Annotated in this window: 14 protein-coding genes and 2 pseudogenes; 9 read left to right on the top strand and 7 right to left on the bottom strand. The window is 68.8% G+C overall.

Annotated features, from left to right (window positions below; genetic code table 11):
* Positions 1–16: 16 nt before the first annotated feature.
* Complete coding sequence (locus ACZ5SK_RS35735; RefSeq protein ID WP_334583104.1) at positions 17–490, bottom strand: nuclear transport factor 2 family protein; 474 nt, start codon at positions 488–490, stop codon at positions 17–19.
* Positions 491–601: 111 nt separating this feature from the next.
* Between ACZ5SK_RS35735 and ACZ5SK_RS35730 the strand changes: the two genes are divergently transcribed.
* Positions 602–898, top strand: a complete 297-nt coding sequence (locus ACZ5SK_RS35730) for a DUF4291 family protein (RefSeq protein WP_334583103.1) — start codon at positions 602–604, stop codon at positions 896–898.
* Between the two features lie 38 nt (positions 899–936).
* Here ACZ5SK_RS35730 and ACZ5SK_RS35725 read toward each other — a convergent pair whose 3' ends face one another.
* The 4 genes from ACZ5SK_RS35725 to ACZ5SK_RS35710 form a co-directional block, all read right to left on the bottom strand.
* Entirely contained in the window at positions 937–1,530 is a 594-nt protein-coding gene (locus ACZ5SK_RS35725) for a DUF4291 domain-containing protein (protein ID WP_334583102.1), read from the bottom strand.
* Positions 1,531–1,722: 192 nt separating this feature from the next.
* Positions 1,723–3,783, bottom strand: a complete 2,061-nt coding sequence (locus tag ACZ5SK_RS35720) for a restriction endonuclease (RefSeq protein ID WP_334583101.1) — start codon at positions 3,781–3,783, stop codon at positions 1,723–1,725.
* Positions 3,784–4,100: 317 nt separating this feature from the next.
* Positions 4,101–4,724 (bottom strand): hypothetical protein, encoded by a 624-nt coding sequence (locus tag ACZ5SK_RS35715; RefSeq protein WP_334583100.1) that lies wholly within the window; start codon positions 4,722–4,724, stop codon positions 4,101–4,103.
* A 501-nt stretch (positions 4,725–5,225) separates the two neighbouring features.
* Positions 5,226–5,945 carry an alpha/beta fold hydrolase gene (locus tag ACZ5SK_RS35710; protein WP_334583099.1) on the bottom strand — a complete coding sequence of 240 codons (720 nt, stop codon included), beginning with the start codon at positions 5,943–5,945 and terminating at the stop codon, positions 5,226–5,228.
* 235 nt (positions 5,946–6,180) lie between these two features.
* Between ACZ5SK_RS35710 and ACZ5SK_RS35705 the strand changes: the two are divergent.
* From ACZ5SK_RS35705 to ACZ5SK_RS35685, 5 genes and pseudogenes are all read left to right on the top strand, one after another.
* Positions 6,181–6,546, top strand: a pseudogene (locus ACZ5SK_RS35705) (MFS transporter); the annotation flags it as partial.
* Between the two features lie 374 nt (positions 6,547–6,920).
* A complete protein-coding gene (locus tag ACZ5SK_RS35700; RefSeq protein WP_334583098.1) occupies positions 6,921–8,990 on the top strand; it encodes a flavin monoamine oxidase family protein in 2,070 nt (689 codons plus the stop codon).
* Entirely contained in the window at positions 8,987–10,840 is a 1,854-nt protein-coding gene (locus tag ACZ5SK_RS35695; RefSeq protein ID WP_334583097.1) for an alpha-keto acid decarboxylase family protein, read from the top strand. The genes ACZ5SK_RS35700 and ACZ5SK_RS35695 overlap by 4 nt, the downstream gene beginning before the upstream one ends.
* A gap of 43 nt (positions 10,841–10,883) precedes the next feature.
* Positions 10,884–11,393 (top strand): inclusion body family protein, encoded by a 510-nt coding sequence (locus ACZ5SK_RS35690; RefSeq protein WP_361708883.1) that lies wholly within the window; start codon positions 10,884–10,886, stop codon positions 11,391–11,393.
* Between the two features lie 151 nt (positions 11,394–11,544).
* Complete coding sequence (locus tag ACZ5SK_RS35685) at positions 11,545–11,994, top strand: SRPBCC family protein (RefSeq protein WP_334583095.1); 450 nt, start codon at positions 11,545–11,547, stop codon at positions 11,992–11,994.
* An 87-nt stretch (positions 11,995–12,081) separates the two neighbouring features.
* On the opposite strand, the gene ACZ5SK_RS35680 is transcribed toward ACZ5SK_RS35685, so the two are convergent.
* Together ACZ5SK_RS35680 and ACZ5SK_RS35675 are read right to left on the bottom strand one after the other, a co-directional pair.
* Positions 12,082–12,261: a hypothetical protein gene (locus tag ACZ5SK_RS35680; protein ID WP_079663672.1), complete on the bottom strand. Its 180-nt coding sequence runs from the start codon at positions 12,259–12,261 to the stop codon at positions 12,082–12,084.
* A 156-nt stretch (positions 12,262–12,417) separates the two neighbouring features.
* Entirely contained in the window at positions 12,418–13,293 is an 876-nt protein-coding gene (locus tag ACZ5SK_RS35675; RefSeq protein ID WP_361708886.1) for an undecaprenyl-diphosphate phosphatase, read from the bottom strand.
* Positions 13,294–13,651: 358 nt separating this feature from the next.
* On the opposite strand from ACZ5SK_RS35675, the gene ACZ5SK_RS35670 reads away from it, so the two are divergent.
* The 3 genes and pseudogenes from ACZ5SK_RS35670 to ACZ5SK_RS35660 form a co-directional block, all read left to right on the top strand.
* The gene (locus tag ACZ5SK_RS35670; protein WP_334583093.1) at positions 13,652–14,854 is read left to right on the top strand and encodes a Gfo/Idh/MocA family protein; all 1,203 of its coding nucleotides are present in this window, start codon (positions 13,652–13,654) and stop codon (positions 14,852–14,854) included.
* Positions 14,851–15,780 carry a DUF6807 domain-containing protein gene (locus ACZ5SK_RS35665; protein WP_334583092.1) on the top strand — a complete coding sequence of 310 codons (930 nt, stop codon included), beginning with the start codon at positions 14,851–14,853 and terminating at the stop codon, positions 15,778–15,780. Before ACZ5SK_RS35670 ends, ACZ5SK_RS35665 begins: the two co-directional genes overlap by 4 nt.
* Positions 15,777–16,123 (top strand): annotated as a pseudogene (locus ACZ5SK_RS35660) (cupin domain-containing protein); the annotation flags it as partial. The gene ACZ5SK_RS35665 and the pseudogene ACZ5SK_RS35660, both read left to right, overlap by 4 nt.
* Positions 16,124–16,342: the final 219 nt, after the last annotated feature.

Raw genomic sequence — 16,342 nt, 5'->3', positions numbered from 1 at the left:
CAGGGCGCGTTTCGGCTCAGCCCGGCAGCCGCCGCCACTTCTCCCGTACGACCACGTCACGCACCCGCCAGCCGTCGTACGTCCGCAGCAGCCCGAAGGCGTACCGGCCGCCGCAGACGAAGTCGGGCGCGCCGGCCGGGGAGCCGTCGCCGTCACCGTTCGTGGCCAACCGCATCGGGTTGACGTAGTCGGCCTGTACCCGGGCCGTGTCGCCCGTGTCCTGCTCCAGGATCCCGAACCGCACCCGCCGGTTGACGATGAGATGCTGCCGCATCGCGAACACCTGCATGCTCTCGGCCAGCCATGAGGCGACGTTCCCCGCATCCCCCTCGATGCCGCCGGCCGAACGGTAGTCCGCCCGCCCGTCCGACGTGAACAGTTCCTGATAGGCGGTCCAGTCGCCGTCGTCGACCGCCACCGCGTAGTCGGTGATCAAGCCGTCGACGGCCAGCCGGTCCAGCACGGTAGCGAGTTCCACACGCTGCGTCATGGCCCGAGTGTTGGGCATGGCGGCTGCTCAGCCAAGCTCTGTGCGGCATCGGTCGGAGATCGATACGTAATCGGGTGGCCCCGCGCCGGACCGATCGGCCAGGCTGCTGCCGTGAACGACCTGAACGACCTGAACGACCGACCCGTCCAGCCCGAGCCCGAGCCCGAACCCGAACCGAGGTTCCGCATCCGTGCCCGCCACACCGAGTCCACGCTCACCGTCTACCAGGCGTATCGCCCACAGATCGGCAAAGCGGTGGCCCGCACCGGCCGCATCCCATCGACGTGGAGCCGGGAGCGTACGACATGGATCATCAAGCCGTGTTCACAGACCCTGTTCATGCTGCTGGCATGTGGTGGGAAGCCACCTTGCCTGCCCCCCGACCAGCGAGCATGTGCTGCGGTGTGACCTGTGGGTGATGCCGGCCGGTGTGTCCGGGCTGCCGGTCAGGGACGCACGTGGGCCAGTACTTCGTCGCTGGCGGGGTATTCCTGTTCCTGAGGGAGAAGCCGGGTCGCTGAGTCCAGTTCACCGCCGTTGACGAGGGCGTGGATCTCGTTGGCGAGCGGGGTCACGTCACTGATGGACACGATCCACTCGTTCGCGTAACGCGACGATGCTTCGCCGGAGAGCCCCAGCTGCAGTGAGCGGTGCGACAGGGGACGCAGGTGCAGGTCGCGTTCGGGATCCCACTGCACACGGGCCGGTGCGCGCTTGAGGTCACGCTGCCAGGTGCTGCGATCGGGATGCAGTCCGCGGACGTAGCTCGACAGGCAGGCGTGGCGCAGTGCCCAGTCGAAGCCGTCGCGAGTGATCTCGACGGCAAGGACGGTCTCCTGCCCGGTGCTCGTGCCCCAGTTGGAGCGGTACATCATCCACAGGAAACTGGGTTTGATCCACGTCATACGGTCAGGCTTCCACGCCGCCGGAAAGCGGCCGTCGCGGATGGCGGGCAGTCCGATCTCAGGGGAGTACGCCTGGTAGACGGTGATAGTGGATGCCGTATGAAGCGCACGGATCCGGTGGTGCGGTGCTTTCATGGCGTACAGCGTGGGGTCCGCCAGGTGCAGGTTGCCACCGATTTTCGACCGCCGCTCGTTGCGACGGCACCTGTCGGCAACAGCGTCCGAGGTGTGGGTGCCACGCCAGTGTCTTCAGGGTGATCAGCCGTGTGTGGCCCGTCAGGTTCCACGGACCCTCATCGAGCGCAGCAGCTCTGGACCCAGGTCGAGCTACTCCACCTCGATGCCGAAATCCTGAACGAGTTCACCCAAGCCGCCCGTGTAGCCCTTGCCGCCCAGCACGAAGTCCCAGTCTCCGTTCATCCTCCGGCGGAAGGAGCCGAGTACCAAGGCCGTTTCCTGTGACCGGCCGTCTGAGACCTCAAGCCGTCCCATCTCGGCCAGCTGCGGGTCGAGCAGGCGGATGAACGCGTCGGTGAATCCAGAGAGGTCGGCGTCCGGGTTGACCTCCGGGTCAATGGCTGCCACCAGTACGAACCGGTCGGCTTCGTCGGGCAACCCCTCGAAGGAGACGCAGATCGCGGCCTTGTCCGGCACCGTTGCGGGCAGGGCCCTCACTGAGCCGTCCGGTGTCTGAGGGTTGTTGAAGAAGACGAAGTGATCGTCACTGAGGACCCGGTTGCCACGGCAGACCAGAGCGCACACGTCCAAGGCGACGCTTCCGGTCCACGACATGCCCAAGACGTTGTAGTCGTCCGGCAGCCGAGTGTCCGGCACGGAGGGCGTCGGCTGTGTTGAGACGTGCCGACCGCCGTCACCGAGCCGCCCACGCAGCCCATGACGATGCAGCAGGTCTACGAGTTCGGGGCCCGAGATGAGTTCCAGCGGCTTGCCGTTGGCGAAGGTGTGTGAGCCTGGGCCGAATCCCGACGTCGTCACGAGGACACCCTTGTTGGCGCCGGCGTCCTGCACGGTTCCGTACAAGTCGCGCACAGCGGTGGGCGGCACCGTATTGCGGTAGCGCTTCACCTGCACGACGATCTTGCCGCCTCGGATCGGTGTCGGATCCAGTGCGTCGACGTCCACGCCGCCATCGTTGGAGCGTTGGGTGGTCACTGCCTGCATACCCATGGCACGGAAGAGATCGGCAACGAGATCCTCGAAGGCGATCGGGTCCATGGCGAACAGGTCCGGTTCCTCATCGCCGCCGTGGGCGACAACGCGATTCCCGACCTCTTGCGGTCGTTTGCTCGGCCGCACCGGTGTGAGTTGGTCCGGTCGAGCCGAGAGCTGCCCACGCAGTGCGTCAGCCAGGCAACTACTCGCGTCGACCTGCGCCAAGTGCAAGTCACGGAATGAAGAGCGCGAGGCCATGACGGTTGCGAGGAACATATGGCCCGGCCGGCCGGTCGTAGGGTCATGCCCATCGACGAACCCGTTCAAGGCCACTGACTCAAGCGCACCCAGCTCATCCGCGCCGAACAGCTCGTGCAGAACAAGCAGCATGCACTGAGCCAGAACCTCCCTGTACACAGCACGGCGCTGGCCCACTGGGCGGGGAGTCTCCTTGTCCTGGTCAACCCCGGACATGTACCGAACGGCCTTGACCTCCGGCACGATGCTGTAAGCGGGCAACTCCCAATCCAGCACCAATTGCCGTGCTGCCGGGTCATAGGCAGCTGCCACCTGACGTGGGAAACCCTCCGGCCATGCCGTCGAGGCGTAGAGGGCGGCGGAGAAGTACTCGATCACGGAGTCGGGGTCCTGCCGCCTTACGCCTTCGGTCAACGCGCTGATGCCGGCGTTGTGCCGCCGTACATCTGCCAACTGGGCGTCAACCCATTGCTGGTACTCCCGCTGATACGACGCCAGTTGTTGCTGTCGCTGCGTCTCCGCGGCCTGGGCAGCCTGCCAGTCACGCTCGAAGCGCGCTCGTGCTTCGGCCTGCGCCTGGGCTCTGCGACTCGCAGTCCAGCCGCTCTGCGTCTGGTAGTGATTGAAATCCGGCATGGGCACCGGCTGCGCCAATGGGCCTGGAGCGAAGGGCTGGACATCCTCAGGTCGCATGAGAGAGGCAGCCCGGAAGGCCGGAGTCAGGCAGCCTGAGGCAAGAAGGCCCTGCAACGACGCAACCTGCGCGTCCAGTTCTTCCGTGCGCCGTAGAGCCTCTGCCTGTCGGTACTCCCGGTGGCTCTGGGCAGCTCGCCGCTGGTAGGCCCGCGCTTGCTGTTCTTGCTGTCTCCGCCGTCTGGCTTCGGCTTCCAGCTGGCGCTGTTGCTGCCGTTGCATCTCAGCCCAGACGCCGACAGAACCAGTAGAGCGACGACTCATGTGCTGCAGGCCCTCCCCAGGACGGGGGCAGCCGAAAGGCACTTTGGTTGTCCCCGCAACCAGTTGTAACGAGACGACTCTATCCAGCAATCGCCGCCTCGCACATCCACTCGTCAAAGGTAGTCCGCTCGAGCCATCCCCGCAGGTCAACGTGACTGGAGAGTAACCACTACCGTGCCGGGGCGCAGTACTCGAACCGCCGCATTCCCCCAGCCTCGGTACCGCTGTGTGCGCCAGTGAAAGAAAGGTCTGTGAACGCGGCTTGACGTGGGTCATCACAAAGTCCCGTGGGGTGTGAGGGGACGGACTCTGTGCGGTCAGTCGAACGCCACGACGAGGCGAACGCCGTCATCGCCGAAGCGGCCTGCCAGAGCCTTCATCACGGCGAAGACATGGGGCCAGTGGGTCTCAGGACCCAGGACAGCGCCGGCGGTCAACGGTTCGTATCTGCACATCACTTCGTCGGTGGTCCATTCCACATGTCCCGTCGTGCTGTTGAGGTCCGGGGGCGGCGCGCCTACTGCGGCCAGGACTTCCGACGGCCATGGATCGGGCACGAGCTGTTGGTGCAGGGTCGAGGGCAGCGATGTCGCGTGCCAGGTCAGCAGTCCGATGAAATGTCCCGGCGTGGTCGCGGGATCCAGTGAAGCAAGCTCCGCCCAACTGACCCAGCTCGCGCCGTACAGGCTTCCCGCTGCGACCCAGGGCTCGAGCTGCGAGCGCATGCCACTCGACAGATCGACGGGAAGACCGCGGTCTGGTGCGAGCGGGTGAAAGCCCGCGTAGTTGCGCACTCCGAAGAGACAGCCGAAGGCCGCGTAGTCGGTCTGGTCGTACAACGGCCAAAGGTCCATGGCGGCCACCCAAGGCTCACCGTCGTAGTAGTCGGTGTCGGCGCCGGGGTGACGAAACTCGATGCCGCCATGGATGTCCGTACTCACGAAGCGGCACCGTAACAGAGCCGGCCTGGACAGGCACGGGCATTTGTCTGCTGATCAGCAACGGAGACGGGCCGTGTCCCCATAGATGCGCAGGATGCAGTCTCTGAAGAGGCCCAAGGGGGCGCTCCCGTCCGAAGGGTGCAGGGTGAGTCCCAGATCCATCAAAGGCCGGATGGCCTTCGCGTGCCGGCTCCCGTCAGGGTCAGGGCCCTGTATGGCCGCCCGCTTCGAACAGCGGACTGACGGGCTTCCAGCCCGGCCCAGGCAAGAAGTGGCACAAGAATGTCGGCTGGTCGATCCCGTATTCACGGAGTTCACCAACCTGCACCTCTCGCTGCATGACCCACCACGTCCTGGTCACCCTGGGCTCCTCCCCCGATCTTCAACACCGATAGCACGTTAGCGCCGTTCGGTTCCGCGCATGCTTCGAGAATCAGCCCCCGGCCGGGCGGTCGTCCAGCCGCGCGGGACAGCACTGCGGTAGTGCCTGTCATCGCTTGTTCACACGGCAGGCGTGCCGAACCCGTCGACGATCTCGCCGATCACCTCGGCCAGCAGTTCCGGGTGGGACAGAAACGGATGGTGGCCGGTCGGCAGGTCGATCTGTCGGGACGCCCGCCGGGCGAACTCCCGCTGCTTCGCCGGTGGCGTGGCCCGGTCCTCGGTGCAGACGACGTACGTCGAGGGGGTTGTGTGCCAGGCCACGCCGCGCGGAACCTGAGCGAAGGCCTCCTGTGACTGTGGTCCCCACCGCCGGAGGGCGCCCGACGCTGCTTCCTCGTCGCAGTCGTGCAGGAAGGCGCCCCGCAGGTCGGCCGCCGTGTTCGGGACGACCGTGCCGTCATCCCGGGGCACGACCCAGGGGGATGGCTCGGGTCCGGCCAGGGAAGCGAGGGATTCGCCGGCGTCCGGCACCACCGCGGTGACGTAGAGGAGGTGGCCGACGTCGTCCCGGCCCGCCGCAGCGTCCGTGATCACCATCCCGCCGTAGGAGTGCCCGCACAGCAAGGCGGGACGCGCGGGCTCCTCGTCGAGCACGGCCCGTACCGCGTCGGCGTCGGCGTGCAGATCCGTTCCGGACGCCGCTCCCGGCCGTTCACCGCAGCTGGGTAGTTCCACGCTGCGACTCTCCACACCCAGGGCGGCAAGTGGCTCCACCATCCGGTGCCACCACCAGCCGGCATCCAGCGCGCACGCGCCGTGCACGAATACGACCCTCATCGAGACCTCCCTCGGCTCCGCAGCCGCCCCGTCACGACCGCTCACCCAGGCCATCATGTCCGGCCAGAAGGCCAACCGCCTTCCTCTGCAGGCGAACCTCTCATTCGGCTGTCGGCCGTGTTCACGCGCGGTGGGAGATTCGTCGAGTGAAAGAGCCGCCAACGACCCGGGACTTCAGTCCCGGGTCGTTGACTTCTCCTTCGCCGCCCTGATGACCGTCTCCCGTCTACCTGCTCTTCCTGCCGCGCGCCTGCCGGGCCGGTTCGGTCATGGCGCGGTGCTCGTGTCGGCGGCGGGAGTCGGCGACAGCGCAGTTCTGTGCGTGCCCACGCTGCACGGCTCCTCTGCGGTGAGGGTTGCCGCGCTCCTTGCGGCCGGCTTCACGTTCGGGGCGGGTGGCCAGTTGGCGAATGTCACGGTCATGGCCGTCCGGCAGGCGGTCACCCCGGACGGGATGCAAGCCCGTGCGGCGGCGACGATCACGTGTGTCGGCATGGGGCCGACTCCGCTCGGCTCCCTGCTCGGCGGATTCCTCGCGGAGGAGTGGGTGTTGCACACCGGCCTCCTGGTGACGGGCGCGGGCATGCCGTTGTCCCCCGTTTTCGAATTGTTTGCAGGGCCCCGTGTAAACGTTCGGATCCCACGCCGGGCGGTCCCGGCGCGTGTGGCGGCGACTACTGGCCGGAGTGTGCCGTCCTCCCCGTTCTCCCTGTTCCCCCTCGTCCCGGCCGGTCGGTGGAACTGTCGTCATCGAGGGTCCTGGATTCCGGTGTTCCGTGCCGGATTTCGTTGTTCCGCGAGCGAATCGTCTGTCGGAATAACTCCCATTTCCCTTCCGTCCCTGGCGAACCTTCGGTTCTTGCAAGGGAAATCCGGGCAAGTCAAAATTCCGCCAGACGGTGCGATCGGTGTTTTTAGGACTTTATCCGTCGGAGGGGCCAGGAAATCGTTTCTCCATATCTACGATCGCAAGCTATGACCGACATTCCACGGGGCAACTCCGCGACCCGTGCGCGCTGGCAGACGTGCCTCAGGCTCGCCCGTGAACTCCTCCTCGTCGGGCCGGACGACAAGGACCTCAAGCTCGGCTATCTCCACACCCTCATCGACACGGGGCACCTGGGCTCCACCCGCCACCCGCGCAAGAAGATCCTCGTCATCGGCGCCGGCATCACCGGCCTCGTCGCCGGCCGCCTGCTGAAGGACGCCGGTCACGACGTCACCGTCCTGGAGGCCAACGCCGGCCGCGTCGGCGGACGCATCAAGACCTTCCGCGCGACCAAGCACCACCAGCCCTTCGACGACCACGCCCAGTACGCCGAGGCCGGCGCCATGCGACTGCCCGACTTCCACCCGCTGGTCCTCGCCCTCGTGGACAAACTCGGGCTCGGCCGCCGCCAGTTCTACAACGTGGACGTGGACCCCTCCACCGGCAGCCGGCCCGATGTCCCCGTCCCCCCGGTGACATACACCTCCTTCACCGGCCGGACCTGGACGTACGGCGACGAGAGCCCCGACTTCCGGGAACCCGACAAGCGCGGCAACTCCTGGATCCGCGCCAACCGCGTCCAGGTGCGGCGTGCCGACTACGCCACCACTCCCGAACGGATCAACGAGGGCTTCCACCTCACCGACGACGAGGTGCGCGCCCCCGTCGTGCAGATGGTCGACGACGCGCTGGAGAGCGTGCGCGACTACTACTCCGACGTCGTCGACGGAAAGCGCGTCAACAAGCCGTTCGACGAGTGGGTCGAAGGCTGGGCCCGGGTGATCCATGACTTCGACGGCTACTCGATGGGCGGCTTCCTGCGCGACCACGCCGGGCTCAGCGACGAGGCGATCGAGGCCGTCGGAACCCTGGAGAACATGTCCTCCCGGCTGCACCTCTCCTTCTTCCACAGCTTCCTGAGCCGCAGCGACATCAACCCCGGTGTCCGCTACTGGGAGATACCGGGCGGCAGTTGGCGCCTGCCGCACGCCCTCCACCAGGGCCTGCGCGACGAGGTGCGGCTCGGCCACCGCATGATCCGCCTCGAGTACCACGACCCCAGCCGCGACACCGACCCCGAGGGCACGGGCGCGGTCGGACCCGACGGCTGGGGCGTGGCCGTGCAGACCGTCGCCGAGAACGACCCGCAGGCCCCGCCGCGTCTGTGGACGGCGGACCTGGCGATCGTCACCATCCCGTTCTCCGCCCTGCGCTTCGTGGAGATCGTCCCCTCGATGTCGTACAAGAAGCGCCGTGCCGTCATCGAGACCCACTACGACCAGGCCACCAAGGTGCTGCTGGAGTTCAGCCACCGGTGGTGGGAGTTCACCGAGGAGGACTGGCGGGACGAACTCGAGAGCATCGCACCGGGCCTTCACGAGTTCTACCGGCTGAGCGCCGAGGCGATCCCCGATCCCGCGCTCACGCTCGCCGCATCGCAGACCGGTCCCACCCTCATGCTCCCCGGCCAGGACGCCGGCCTGCTCGGCGCCGCGGTCAAGGACGGCAGCGTCACCGAGGAGATGCGGCAGATCGACAGTGCCCTGCCGCTGCGCGGACCGGCGGTCCGCCCCGCCACCCACTGTTTCGGAGGGGGCTCCGCCACCGACAACCCCAACCGGTTCATGTACTACCCGTCGCACCGGGTCGAGGGCAGCACCGGCGGAGTGGTGCTCGCCTCGTACTGCTGGTCCGACGACGCCGCGCGCTGGGACTCCATGCGGGACGCGGAGCGCTACGTCTATGCGCTGCGCAACCTCCAGGCCCTGCACGGCCGCCGCATCGAGGTGTTCTTCACCGGCCGGGGCGCCACCCAGAGCTGGGCCCGCGACCCGTACGCCTTCGGTGAGGCCGCCCTCTACACCGCCCACCAGATGACCAGCTTCCACCTGGACGTCTCCCGGCCCGAGGGCCCCGTGCACTTCGCCGGAGAGCACACCTCCCTCAAGCACGCCTGGATCGAGGGCGCCCTGGAGAGCGCCGTCCGCGCCGCCGTCGCCGTACACCAGGCTCCGCCGGTCACCACCCCGGGCCCGAACGCGGAGGAGTGTTCATGACCGCGATCACCCCCGGCTGCACGGTCGCCCGCTATCTCGCCCTGCGGCTGGCCGAGTTGGGCATCACCCATCTGTTCGGCGTCCCCGGCAACCACCTCGGCCCGTTTCTGACGACCCTGCGGGCCGAGGGCGACATCGAGTGGGTCGGCACCCCCACCGAGGGCGGCGCGGGCCAGGCCGCCGACGCCTACGCCCGCATCCACGGCGTCGGCGCGGCCGCGGTCACCTACAGCGTCGGCGCGTTCAACCTGCTCAACGCCTGCGGCGGCGCCTACGTCGAGCAGGTCCCGCTCATCGCCGTCAACGCCTCCCCGCCGTACGAGCAGTGGCAGAACTACCGCGCTCTCGGCATGCTCACCTCACACATGAGCCCCCGCCCGGAGAGCAACCTGGACGTCTACCGGCAGGTCACCGTGGACGCGCAGGTCATCTCCAACCCGGGGCTGGCCGCCGGTCAGATCGACGCCGCGCTCACCGCGTGCCTCTCCGAGCGCAGGCCGGTCTATCTGGAGGTCATGGAGGACCTGTGGGACGAGCCCTGCCCCGGGCCCGAGGAGCCGATCGTCCGTCACGAGCGGCCGTTCAGCGCGCGCAACCAGGCCATGCTCGACCAGGCCGTGAACGCGATCCTCACCCTGGTCGAGGAGCATCCAGGACCGGACGGCAGGCCCCGCCCGATCGTGTGGGCCGGCGAGGAGATCGACCGGTTCCGCCTCGGAGGGCAGCTCACCGACCTGGTCGAGGCCACCGGAGTGCCGTTCTGCACCACCGTCGGCGCGAAGGCCGTCGTCGACGAGGACCTGCCGCAGTTCCACGGCGTCTACAACGGCCACGCCAGTCACCCGGACGTGTACCGGATGTTCAAGGACTGGGCCACCTGCCGGATCGGCCTCGGCGCCTGGTCCACGTCGAAGAACCTCGGCGGCGAGCAGTGCGTCGGCGGCGACTGGGTGATGGCCGCGCACGGTGGCGTCAGCGTCGGCACCTCCTACTTTCCCGACGTCCAGCTCGCACAGCTGCTGCCCGCCCTCCAGGACGCCCTGGTGAAGGCCTACGGCTCCGGAGGCCCGGCCGCCGACTACTACGCCGAGGCCCACGCCCACCACGGCCCGCTCGACGGCCGCCCCGCCGGCTTGCGACACCACCGGGCCTCCCTGCGCACCAGCGGCTCGCGGTCCCGGCACGCCGACCGCCAACAGCTCACCTACGACGGCGCGTTCGACCGGATCAACCACTTCCTGGGCCAGGAGACCGAGGAGGACTGGACGGTCGTCTCCGATGCCGCGTTCTCCCTCATCGGCTCGATGAACCTGGCCCTGCCCGCGGGCGGGTTCCTGTCACAGGTCAGCTGGCTGTCCATCGGCTGGTCGGTGGGCGCGGCCACCGGCGCCGCGCTCGCCCCCGAACGCGGGCGCGCCCGCCCGATGGTGTTCGTCGGCGACGGCGCCTTCCAGGAGACGTGCCAGGAGATCTCCACCCACACCAGGCTCGGGCTCCGGTCGGTGGTGTTCGTCATGGACAACGGGCACTTCTACGGCATCGAGCAGATGCTGGTGCACCCGTCCTACTACTCCGAGCCGGGCTCCGCGGACCCGGAGGGCGCTGACTTCTACAACGTCCTGCACCCGTGGCACTACGACCGCCTCGCGGACGTCTTCGCCGGCAAGAACACCCCGGCGAACGGGATCAGCATCACGCACGCCTTCGAGCTGGACGACCTGCTGGCGCGCCTCACCGACCCGAACGACCCGGTCAACGCCGGACCGCTGCTGGTCCGCGTCCGCCTGCGCCGGCACGACTACCCGCGGGCGATGGCCTACAAAGTGCCGAAGCCATCCGCGACGGCCTGAACCGGAAAACCCAGGAAATTCTCGTATTCGAAAGGGGCAGGAAATGGCTGATCTCAACGTCCTGATCGCGTTCGACGCGGCCACGATCGTCGAGCAGAATCCCAACGCGTCGCGGAACCCCGACGCACCGACGTACGTCGACGAAAGCCTGATCTACATGACGACGCGGCACGATCACATCGTCGGTACGTCGGGGGCCGAGCTGAACCTGCGGGCCGAACCCGGGGACAACATCCGGTGGCGCGAGACGACCCTGTCGCTCAGCAGTGACTACAAGGCGCTGCTCTACAGGTACGTGAGCAGCGACACGGACCACCAGCTCATCAGGACGCCGGAGATAGAGGTGATCGACGGCATCTTTCCGATTCCGAAGGAGGGGAGCGAGGGCAGGCCGGAATTCGTGACGCAGAACTACCAGGACCATTACTGGCGGGCGACCGTCAAAAAGCCCGGCAAGGTCGTGTACCACTTCTCCTTCCAGATCCTGGACCGCCATCGGCAGTTGAAGGGGTACTTCCAGTGGGACCCCTTCATCACCATCGAAAATCCCTGACGGTCCCGGTCGGGGGCGGCGGCCGACAGCCGCCGCCCTCGGCGCGCTGGGCCGGCCCACCTGTGGGGCGGGCCGCAGCGATGAGTTTCCGCGTCCGCGGGTGTCTACCAGGCGACCTTCCCGACCAGGCATCCGCACAAGGAGACGCACCATGAGCACCGAGCAGTCCACCCCGGCCAACGGCTTCTCCTACCACCTCACCCGGACCCTGTCCGCCCCCGTGGCGAAGGTGTGGCAGGCGTGGACCACCCCGGAGCAGTACGCCCGGTGGGCCTACGCCGTCGCCGGATCCGTCGAGATGGACGTACGGCCGGGCGGAGCGTGGAAGGCCACGGTGGCCACGCCGGACGGCGAGCAGGTCCCGCTGACCGGCTCCTATCTCGAGGTCGTCGAGCACCGTCTCCTGGTGGTCGGCATGGACGTACCCGGCAGGTCCGCGCCCGCGGCCATGACCATGGAACTCGACGAACAGGACGATCGCCACACGCGGATCGGGCTCCACCAGACCTGCGACACCGCCGAGGAATGCGCCATGGCCGAGCAGGGCAGCACGATGCTCCTCGACAGCCTGACCGCCCTCCTGGCCGAAGAGAGCGAGTAGCCGACAGGACGAGTAGCCGACAGGGCGAGTGACCGGACCCTGCCCAGACCCGTCCGCCGCTCACGGTCCGTGGGAGGCGGGCGGGGATCAGGCCGCCGTGACCACCTCGCCGCGGATCGCCGCGGCCCACTCCACCACCAGCAGCTCGTACTCCGCCCGCTCCTGGGCGGACAACGAGCCGCCCGCGCGTCGCCAGAGGGCCCGGATCCGCTCGTTTAACTCGGCTGCAGACCGCACGGAACCAGAGGTCACAGAATTGGGGGACATGCGCCAAGCCTAGGCGGAAGCACTGACACTGCGCTACCGGACCACTACGCGTGCAGATATGGGGTTGGTCACGGCTGATCGATCAACCCGGACGGCTCGCCGGCGAGTCCGGCGAGCAGCGGTGGGGAGCGGCGGGCAACGGTGGTGATGAAGGGGTCAGCCCGCGGACTCCGCCGCGTGCGGGCTGAGCGCACCCGTCGTCACCAGGGCGATGATGACGATGCCGAGGACGACGCGGTAGTACACGAACGGCATGAACGACTTGGTGCTGATGAACTTCATGAACCAGGCGATGACGGCGTATCCCGACGCGAAGGCGATCACCGTCGCGAACATCGTCGGCCCCCATGCCACGTGACCGCCCTCAAGGGCGTCCTTCGTCTCGAAGACCCCGGAGGCGAGTACGGCCGGAATGGCCAGCAGGAAGGAGTAGCGGGCCGCCGCCTCGCGCTTGTAGCCCATGAACAGGCCGCCGCTGATGGTGGCGCCGGAGCGCGAGACGCCCGGGATGAGGGCGCAGGCCTGGCAGAGGCCGAAGATCAGGCCGTCCTTGACGCCCAGGTTCTCCAGGGACTTGCGCTGCTTGGGCGCGCGGTGCTTTCCGCCGGTCTCGTCGCGGGCCGCGAGCCGGTCGGCGACGCCGATCACGATGCCGATGACGACGAGCATGGTCGCCGTGATCCGCAGGTCGCGGAAGGGGCCCTCGATCTGGTCCTTCAACGTCACGCCCAGCACGCCGATCGGAATCGAGCCGACGATCACCAGCCAGCCCATCTGGGCGTCGTGGTCCTTGCGCAACGTCTTGTCGAACAGCGACCGGCTCCAGGCCGAGATGATCCGGCCGATGTCCTTGCGGAAGTAGATCAGCACCGCTGCCTCCGTGCCGATCTGTGTGATCGCCGTGAAGGCGGCGCCCGGGTCCTTCCACCCGGAGAACGCCGCGGTCAGCCGCAGATGCGCGCTGGAGGAGACGGGGAGGAACTCGGTCAGCCCCTGGACGAGTCCGAGGATGAGGGATTCAAACCAAGACATGAGGTTACGGAGTCCAAGTGCCGATCGGGGAGGGCGACGGCGACGGCAGGCCCGCCGCGCGAAGTGATCAGGTGATCAAGTGTGTGCCGAGGGAAGCGTAGCGGTCCGCGACAGCGGTCCCGGCACAGGGGTTTGGCAGGCGCCCCGCCACTGCTGACGCCGACGACACCCGCCTCCCGCCCCGGCCGGCACGCGCCCGCACGTCCGACACCCCCACATGGTTGACCGGCTGCCCGGCCGCCGCATACGTTGCTGCTCAGGGAAAGCGCTTGCTGCGCGTGCGTGCTGCAGGCTTTCTGCTTGGTTGCTGGCCCGTCCGGTCTTGTGGCCGTTCGTCGGAGGAGTGCTGATCACGCCCATGTCCCCATCCAGTCGGCCGTCCGCTCCGCTGCCCGCGCCGCTCGCCGGGCGCCGTATCCGGGCTGCCGTCATCGGTACCGGCGCCATCGGTCGCGGCTCCCATCTGCCCGCCCTCCAGCAGCTCGCCGCCGAGGGCGAGATCGAGGTCGTGGCGGCTGTTGACATCGATGCCGGTGCCGTCGAGGCGTTCTGCGCGGAGGGCGGCGTTCCGCACGGCTACACCGATCTGGAGCGGATGCTGGCGGAGCAGCGCCCCGACCTGGTGACCATCTGCACCCCGCCGACCCTGCACCGCGAGCAGAGCGTGGCCGCGCTGCGGGCCGGCGCCTGGGTGTGGTGCGAGAAGCCGCCGGTGCCGACCCTCGCCGACTACGACGCCGTAGCAGCGGAGGAGGGGGCGGAGAGCGGCGGCGGCCCGTACGCCTCGATCGTCTTCCAGCACCGCTTCGGATCCGGGTCGCGGCACGTGCGGCGGCTGCTCGCCGAGCAGGCTCTCGGGCGGCCGCTCGTCGCGCACTGCCAGACGACCTGGTACCGCGACACCGCCTACTACGCCGTGCCCTGGCGCGGCCGCTGGCAGACCGAGGGCGGCGGCCCCGCCATGGGCCACGGCATTCATCAGATGGACCTGCTGCTGGACCTCCTCGGTCCGTGGAGCGAGGTGCGGGCGATGGCCGGCCGGCTGGTGCACGACGTGGAGACGGAGGACGTCTCCACCGCGCTGGTCCGTTTCGAGAGCGGGGCCATGGCCACGGTCGTCAACAGCGTCCTGAGCCCCGACGAGGTCAGCCGCATCCGTATCGACTGCGAGCGCGCCACCGTCGAACTCACCCACCTCTACGGCCACTCCAACGCCGACTGGCGCATCACCCCCGCCCCCGCGGTCCCCGGCGAGCAGGCCGCGGCCTGGCAGGACTTCGGCGCGGACGTCCCCAGCTCGCACCTGGCGCAGCTGCGCGAGCTGGTCGCGAGCATGCGGGCCGGCCTGCGGCCGCGCAGCAGCGGCGCGGACGGGCGCACCAGCCTGGAGCTGATCACCGCGCTGTACAAGTCGGCGTTCACGGACACGACGGTGAAGCGGGGCGAGGTCGGACCCGGCGACCCGTACTACACGGCCCTGCACGGCGGCGCCCCCGGCTGGGCTCCGCACCCGAACCCGAACCCGAGCCCGGTCACGGTCGACGCGGAGGTGTCCGCATGAGCGGCGACCTGCGTCTCGTCCACGCCCACGGCGACCGCGTCACGGTGACCGACCCGGTCACCGGCGTCGAACTGCTCTCCTACGTCTACCGGCCCGAGGCGGCCTGGGAGGCGCCGAAGCCGTACCTGCACCCGCTGCGGACGCTTCGGGGCGGTCTCGTCACGGACTACCGGCCCAACGACCACCGCTGGCACAAGGGGCTGTCGCTGACCGCCTCCCACCTCTCGGACGCCAACCTGTGGGGCGGCAATTCGTACGTCCACGGCGAGGGGTATCTCGCCCTCCCCGAGCGTGTCGGGTCGATGGCGCACATCGGCTTCGACGAGGTGTCCGCCGTCGGCGGCCGGGCCGTGATCGCCGAGCGGCTGACCTGGCACCCGTACAGCGGCGAGCTGTGGGCGGACGAGGCGCGCCGGATCGAGGTGCACGACGTCGACCCGGACGCCGGTGCCTGGGCGCTGACCTGGACCAGCGCCGTCACCAACCGCCGCGACGAGCCGCTCCGCTTCGGCAGCCCGACCACCGCGGGGCGGGAGCTGGCCGGCTACACGGGCCTGTTCTGGCGCGGCCCGCGCGCCTTCCGGGACGGCCGGATCATCGGCCCCGAGGGCGAGGGGCCCGGGCTGATGGCCTCGCAGAGCTCCTGGCTCGCGCTCTCCGGCGAGCACGACGGCGCCGACGGCCACGCCACCGTCGTCTTCGAACACGCCCCCGGGAACGACCACTTGGGCGCCCACGGCGCCCACCCCGCCCACTGGTTCGTCCGCAACGAGCCCTTCGCGGGGATCGCACCCTCCTGGGCCTTCTTCGAAGAACTCGTGCTCGCTCCCGGCGACACCCTCACCCGCAGTTACCGGGTGGTCGTGGCCGACGGCGCCTGGGAGCGGGAGGAGATCGCCAAGTACCTGGAGACGCACCCGTGGTGAACGCGTACCGGGGGCTGCCCGGCGGGGTCGCCGTCTCGCACCTGTGCGTGTACGACTGGCCCGCAGCCGACGGCCTGCACGGCGGAACTCCCCATATGCACCTGGCCTGTTCGGAGGGTATGTCGTCACGGGCGGGCGCGGCGCCGTGCGGACCCTGACGGCGTCCGGGTACGAGGTCACGCCCCTCGCGCCCGGCACGGTCGCCTGGTTCACACCGGGCACCATCCACCGGCTGGTCAACGAGGGCGACCTGCGCATCACGGTGCTGATGCAGAACAGCGGGCTGCCGGAGGCGGGCGACGCGGTCCTCACCCTGCCCCCGCAGTACCTCGACGAGCGCGAGGCCGAACTCCATCCGGCCGACCCCGCCGGACTCACCGGGATCGGGGCCCGTCTGCATGCCCTGGCTCTGGGGGCGGGACAGGACGTCGTGGCCGGCTGGCTGGTCCATCTGTTCGGCCGGGTGACGTGCTCCGAGTGCGAGACGGTGTTCGGCCTCGCGGAGAGCGCCGCCGTGTCCTGAGGCGACTTCGGGCGCACCCCCGATCCCGGCCGGCTGACG

The organism is Streptomyces sp. NPDC031474, assembly GCF_055581185.1.
This window is presented reverse-complemented; position numbering and strand designations above follow the sequence as displayed.

Excerpts from the sequence above, each read along its gene's own strand:
- ACZ5SK_RS35665 (WP_334583092.1), top strand. The coding sequence starts at position 14,851 with ATGAGCGGCGACCTGCGTCTCGTCCACGCCCACGGCGACCGCGTCACG.
- ACZ5SK_RS35680 (WP_079663672.1), bottom strand. The coding sequence starts at position 12,261 with ATGTCCCCCAATTCTGTGACCTCTGGTTCCGTGCGGTCTGCAGCCGAG.
- ACZ5SK_RS35710 (WP_334583099.1), bottom strand. The coding sequence starts at position 5,945 with ATGAGGGTCGTATTCGTGCACGGCGCGTGCGCGCTGGATGCCGGCTGG.
- ACZ5SK_RS35685 (WP_334583095.1), top strand. The coding sequence starts at position 11,545 with ATGAGCACCGAGCAGTCCACCCCGGCCAACGGCTTCTCCTACCACCTC.
- ACZ5SK_RS35720 (WP_334583101.1), bottom strand. The coding sequence starts at position 3,783 with ATGAGTCGTCGCTCTACTGGTTCTGTCGGCGTCTGGGCTGAGATGCAA.
- ACZ5SK_RS35735 (WP_334583104.1), bottom strand. The coding sequence starts at position 490 with ATGACGCAGCGTGTGGAACTCGCTACCGTGCTGGACCGGCTGGCCGTC.
- ACZ5SK_RS35675 (WP_361708886.1), bottom strand. The coding sequence starts at position 13,293 with ATGTCTTGGTTTGAATCCCTCATCCTCGGACTCGTCCAGGGGCTGACC.
- ACZ5SK_RS35690 (WP_361708883.1), top strand. The coding sequence starts at position 10,884 with ATGGCTGATCTCAACGTCCTGATCGCGTTCGACGCGGCCACGATCGTC.
- ACZ5SK_RS35670 (WP_334583093.1), top strand. The coding sequence starts at position 13,652 with ATGTCCCCATCCAGTCGGCCGTCCGCTCCGCTGCCCGCGCCGCTCGCC.
- ACZ5SK_RS35700 (WP_334583098.1), top strand. The coding sequence starts at position 6,921 with ATGACCGACATTCCACGGGGCAACTCCGCGACCCGTGCGCGCTGGCAG.
- ACZ5SK_RS35725 (WP_334583102.1), bottom strand. The coding sequence starts at position 1,530 with ATGAAAGCACCGCACCACCGGATCCGTGCGCTTCATACGGCATCCACT.
- ACZ5SK_RS35695 (WP_334583097.1), top strand. The coding sequence starts at position 8,987 with ATGACCGCGATCACCCCCGGCTGCACGGTCGCCCGCTATCTCGCCCTG.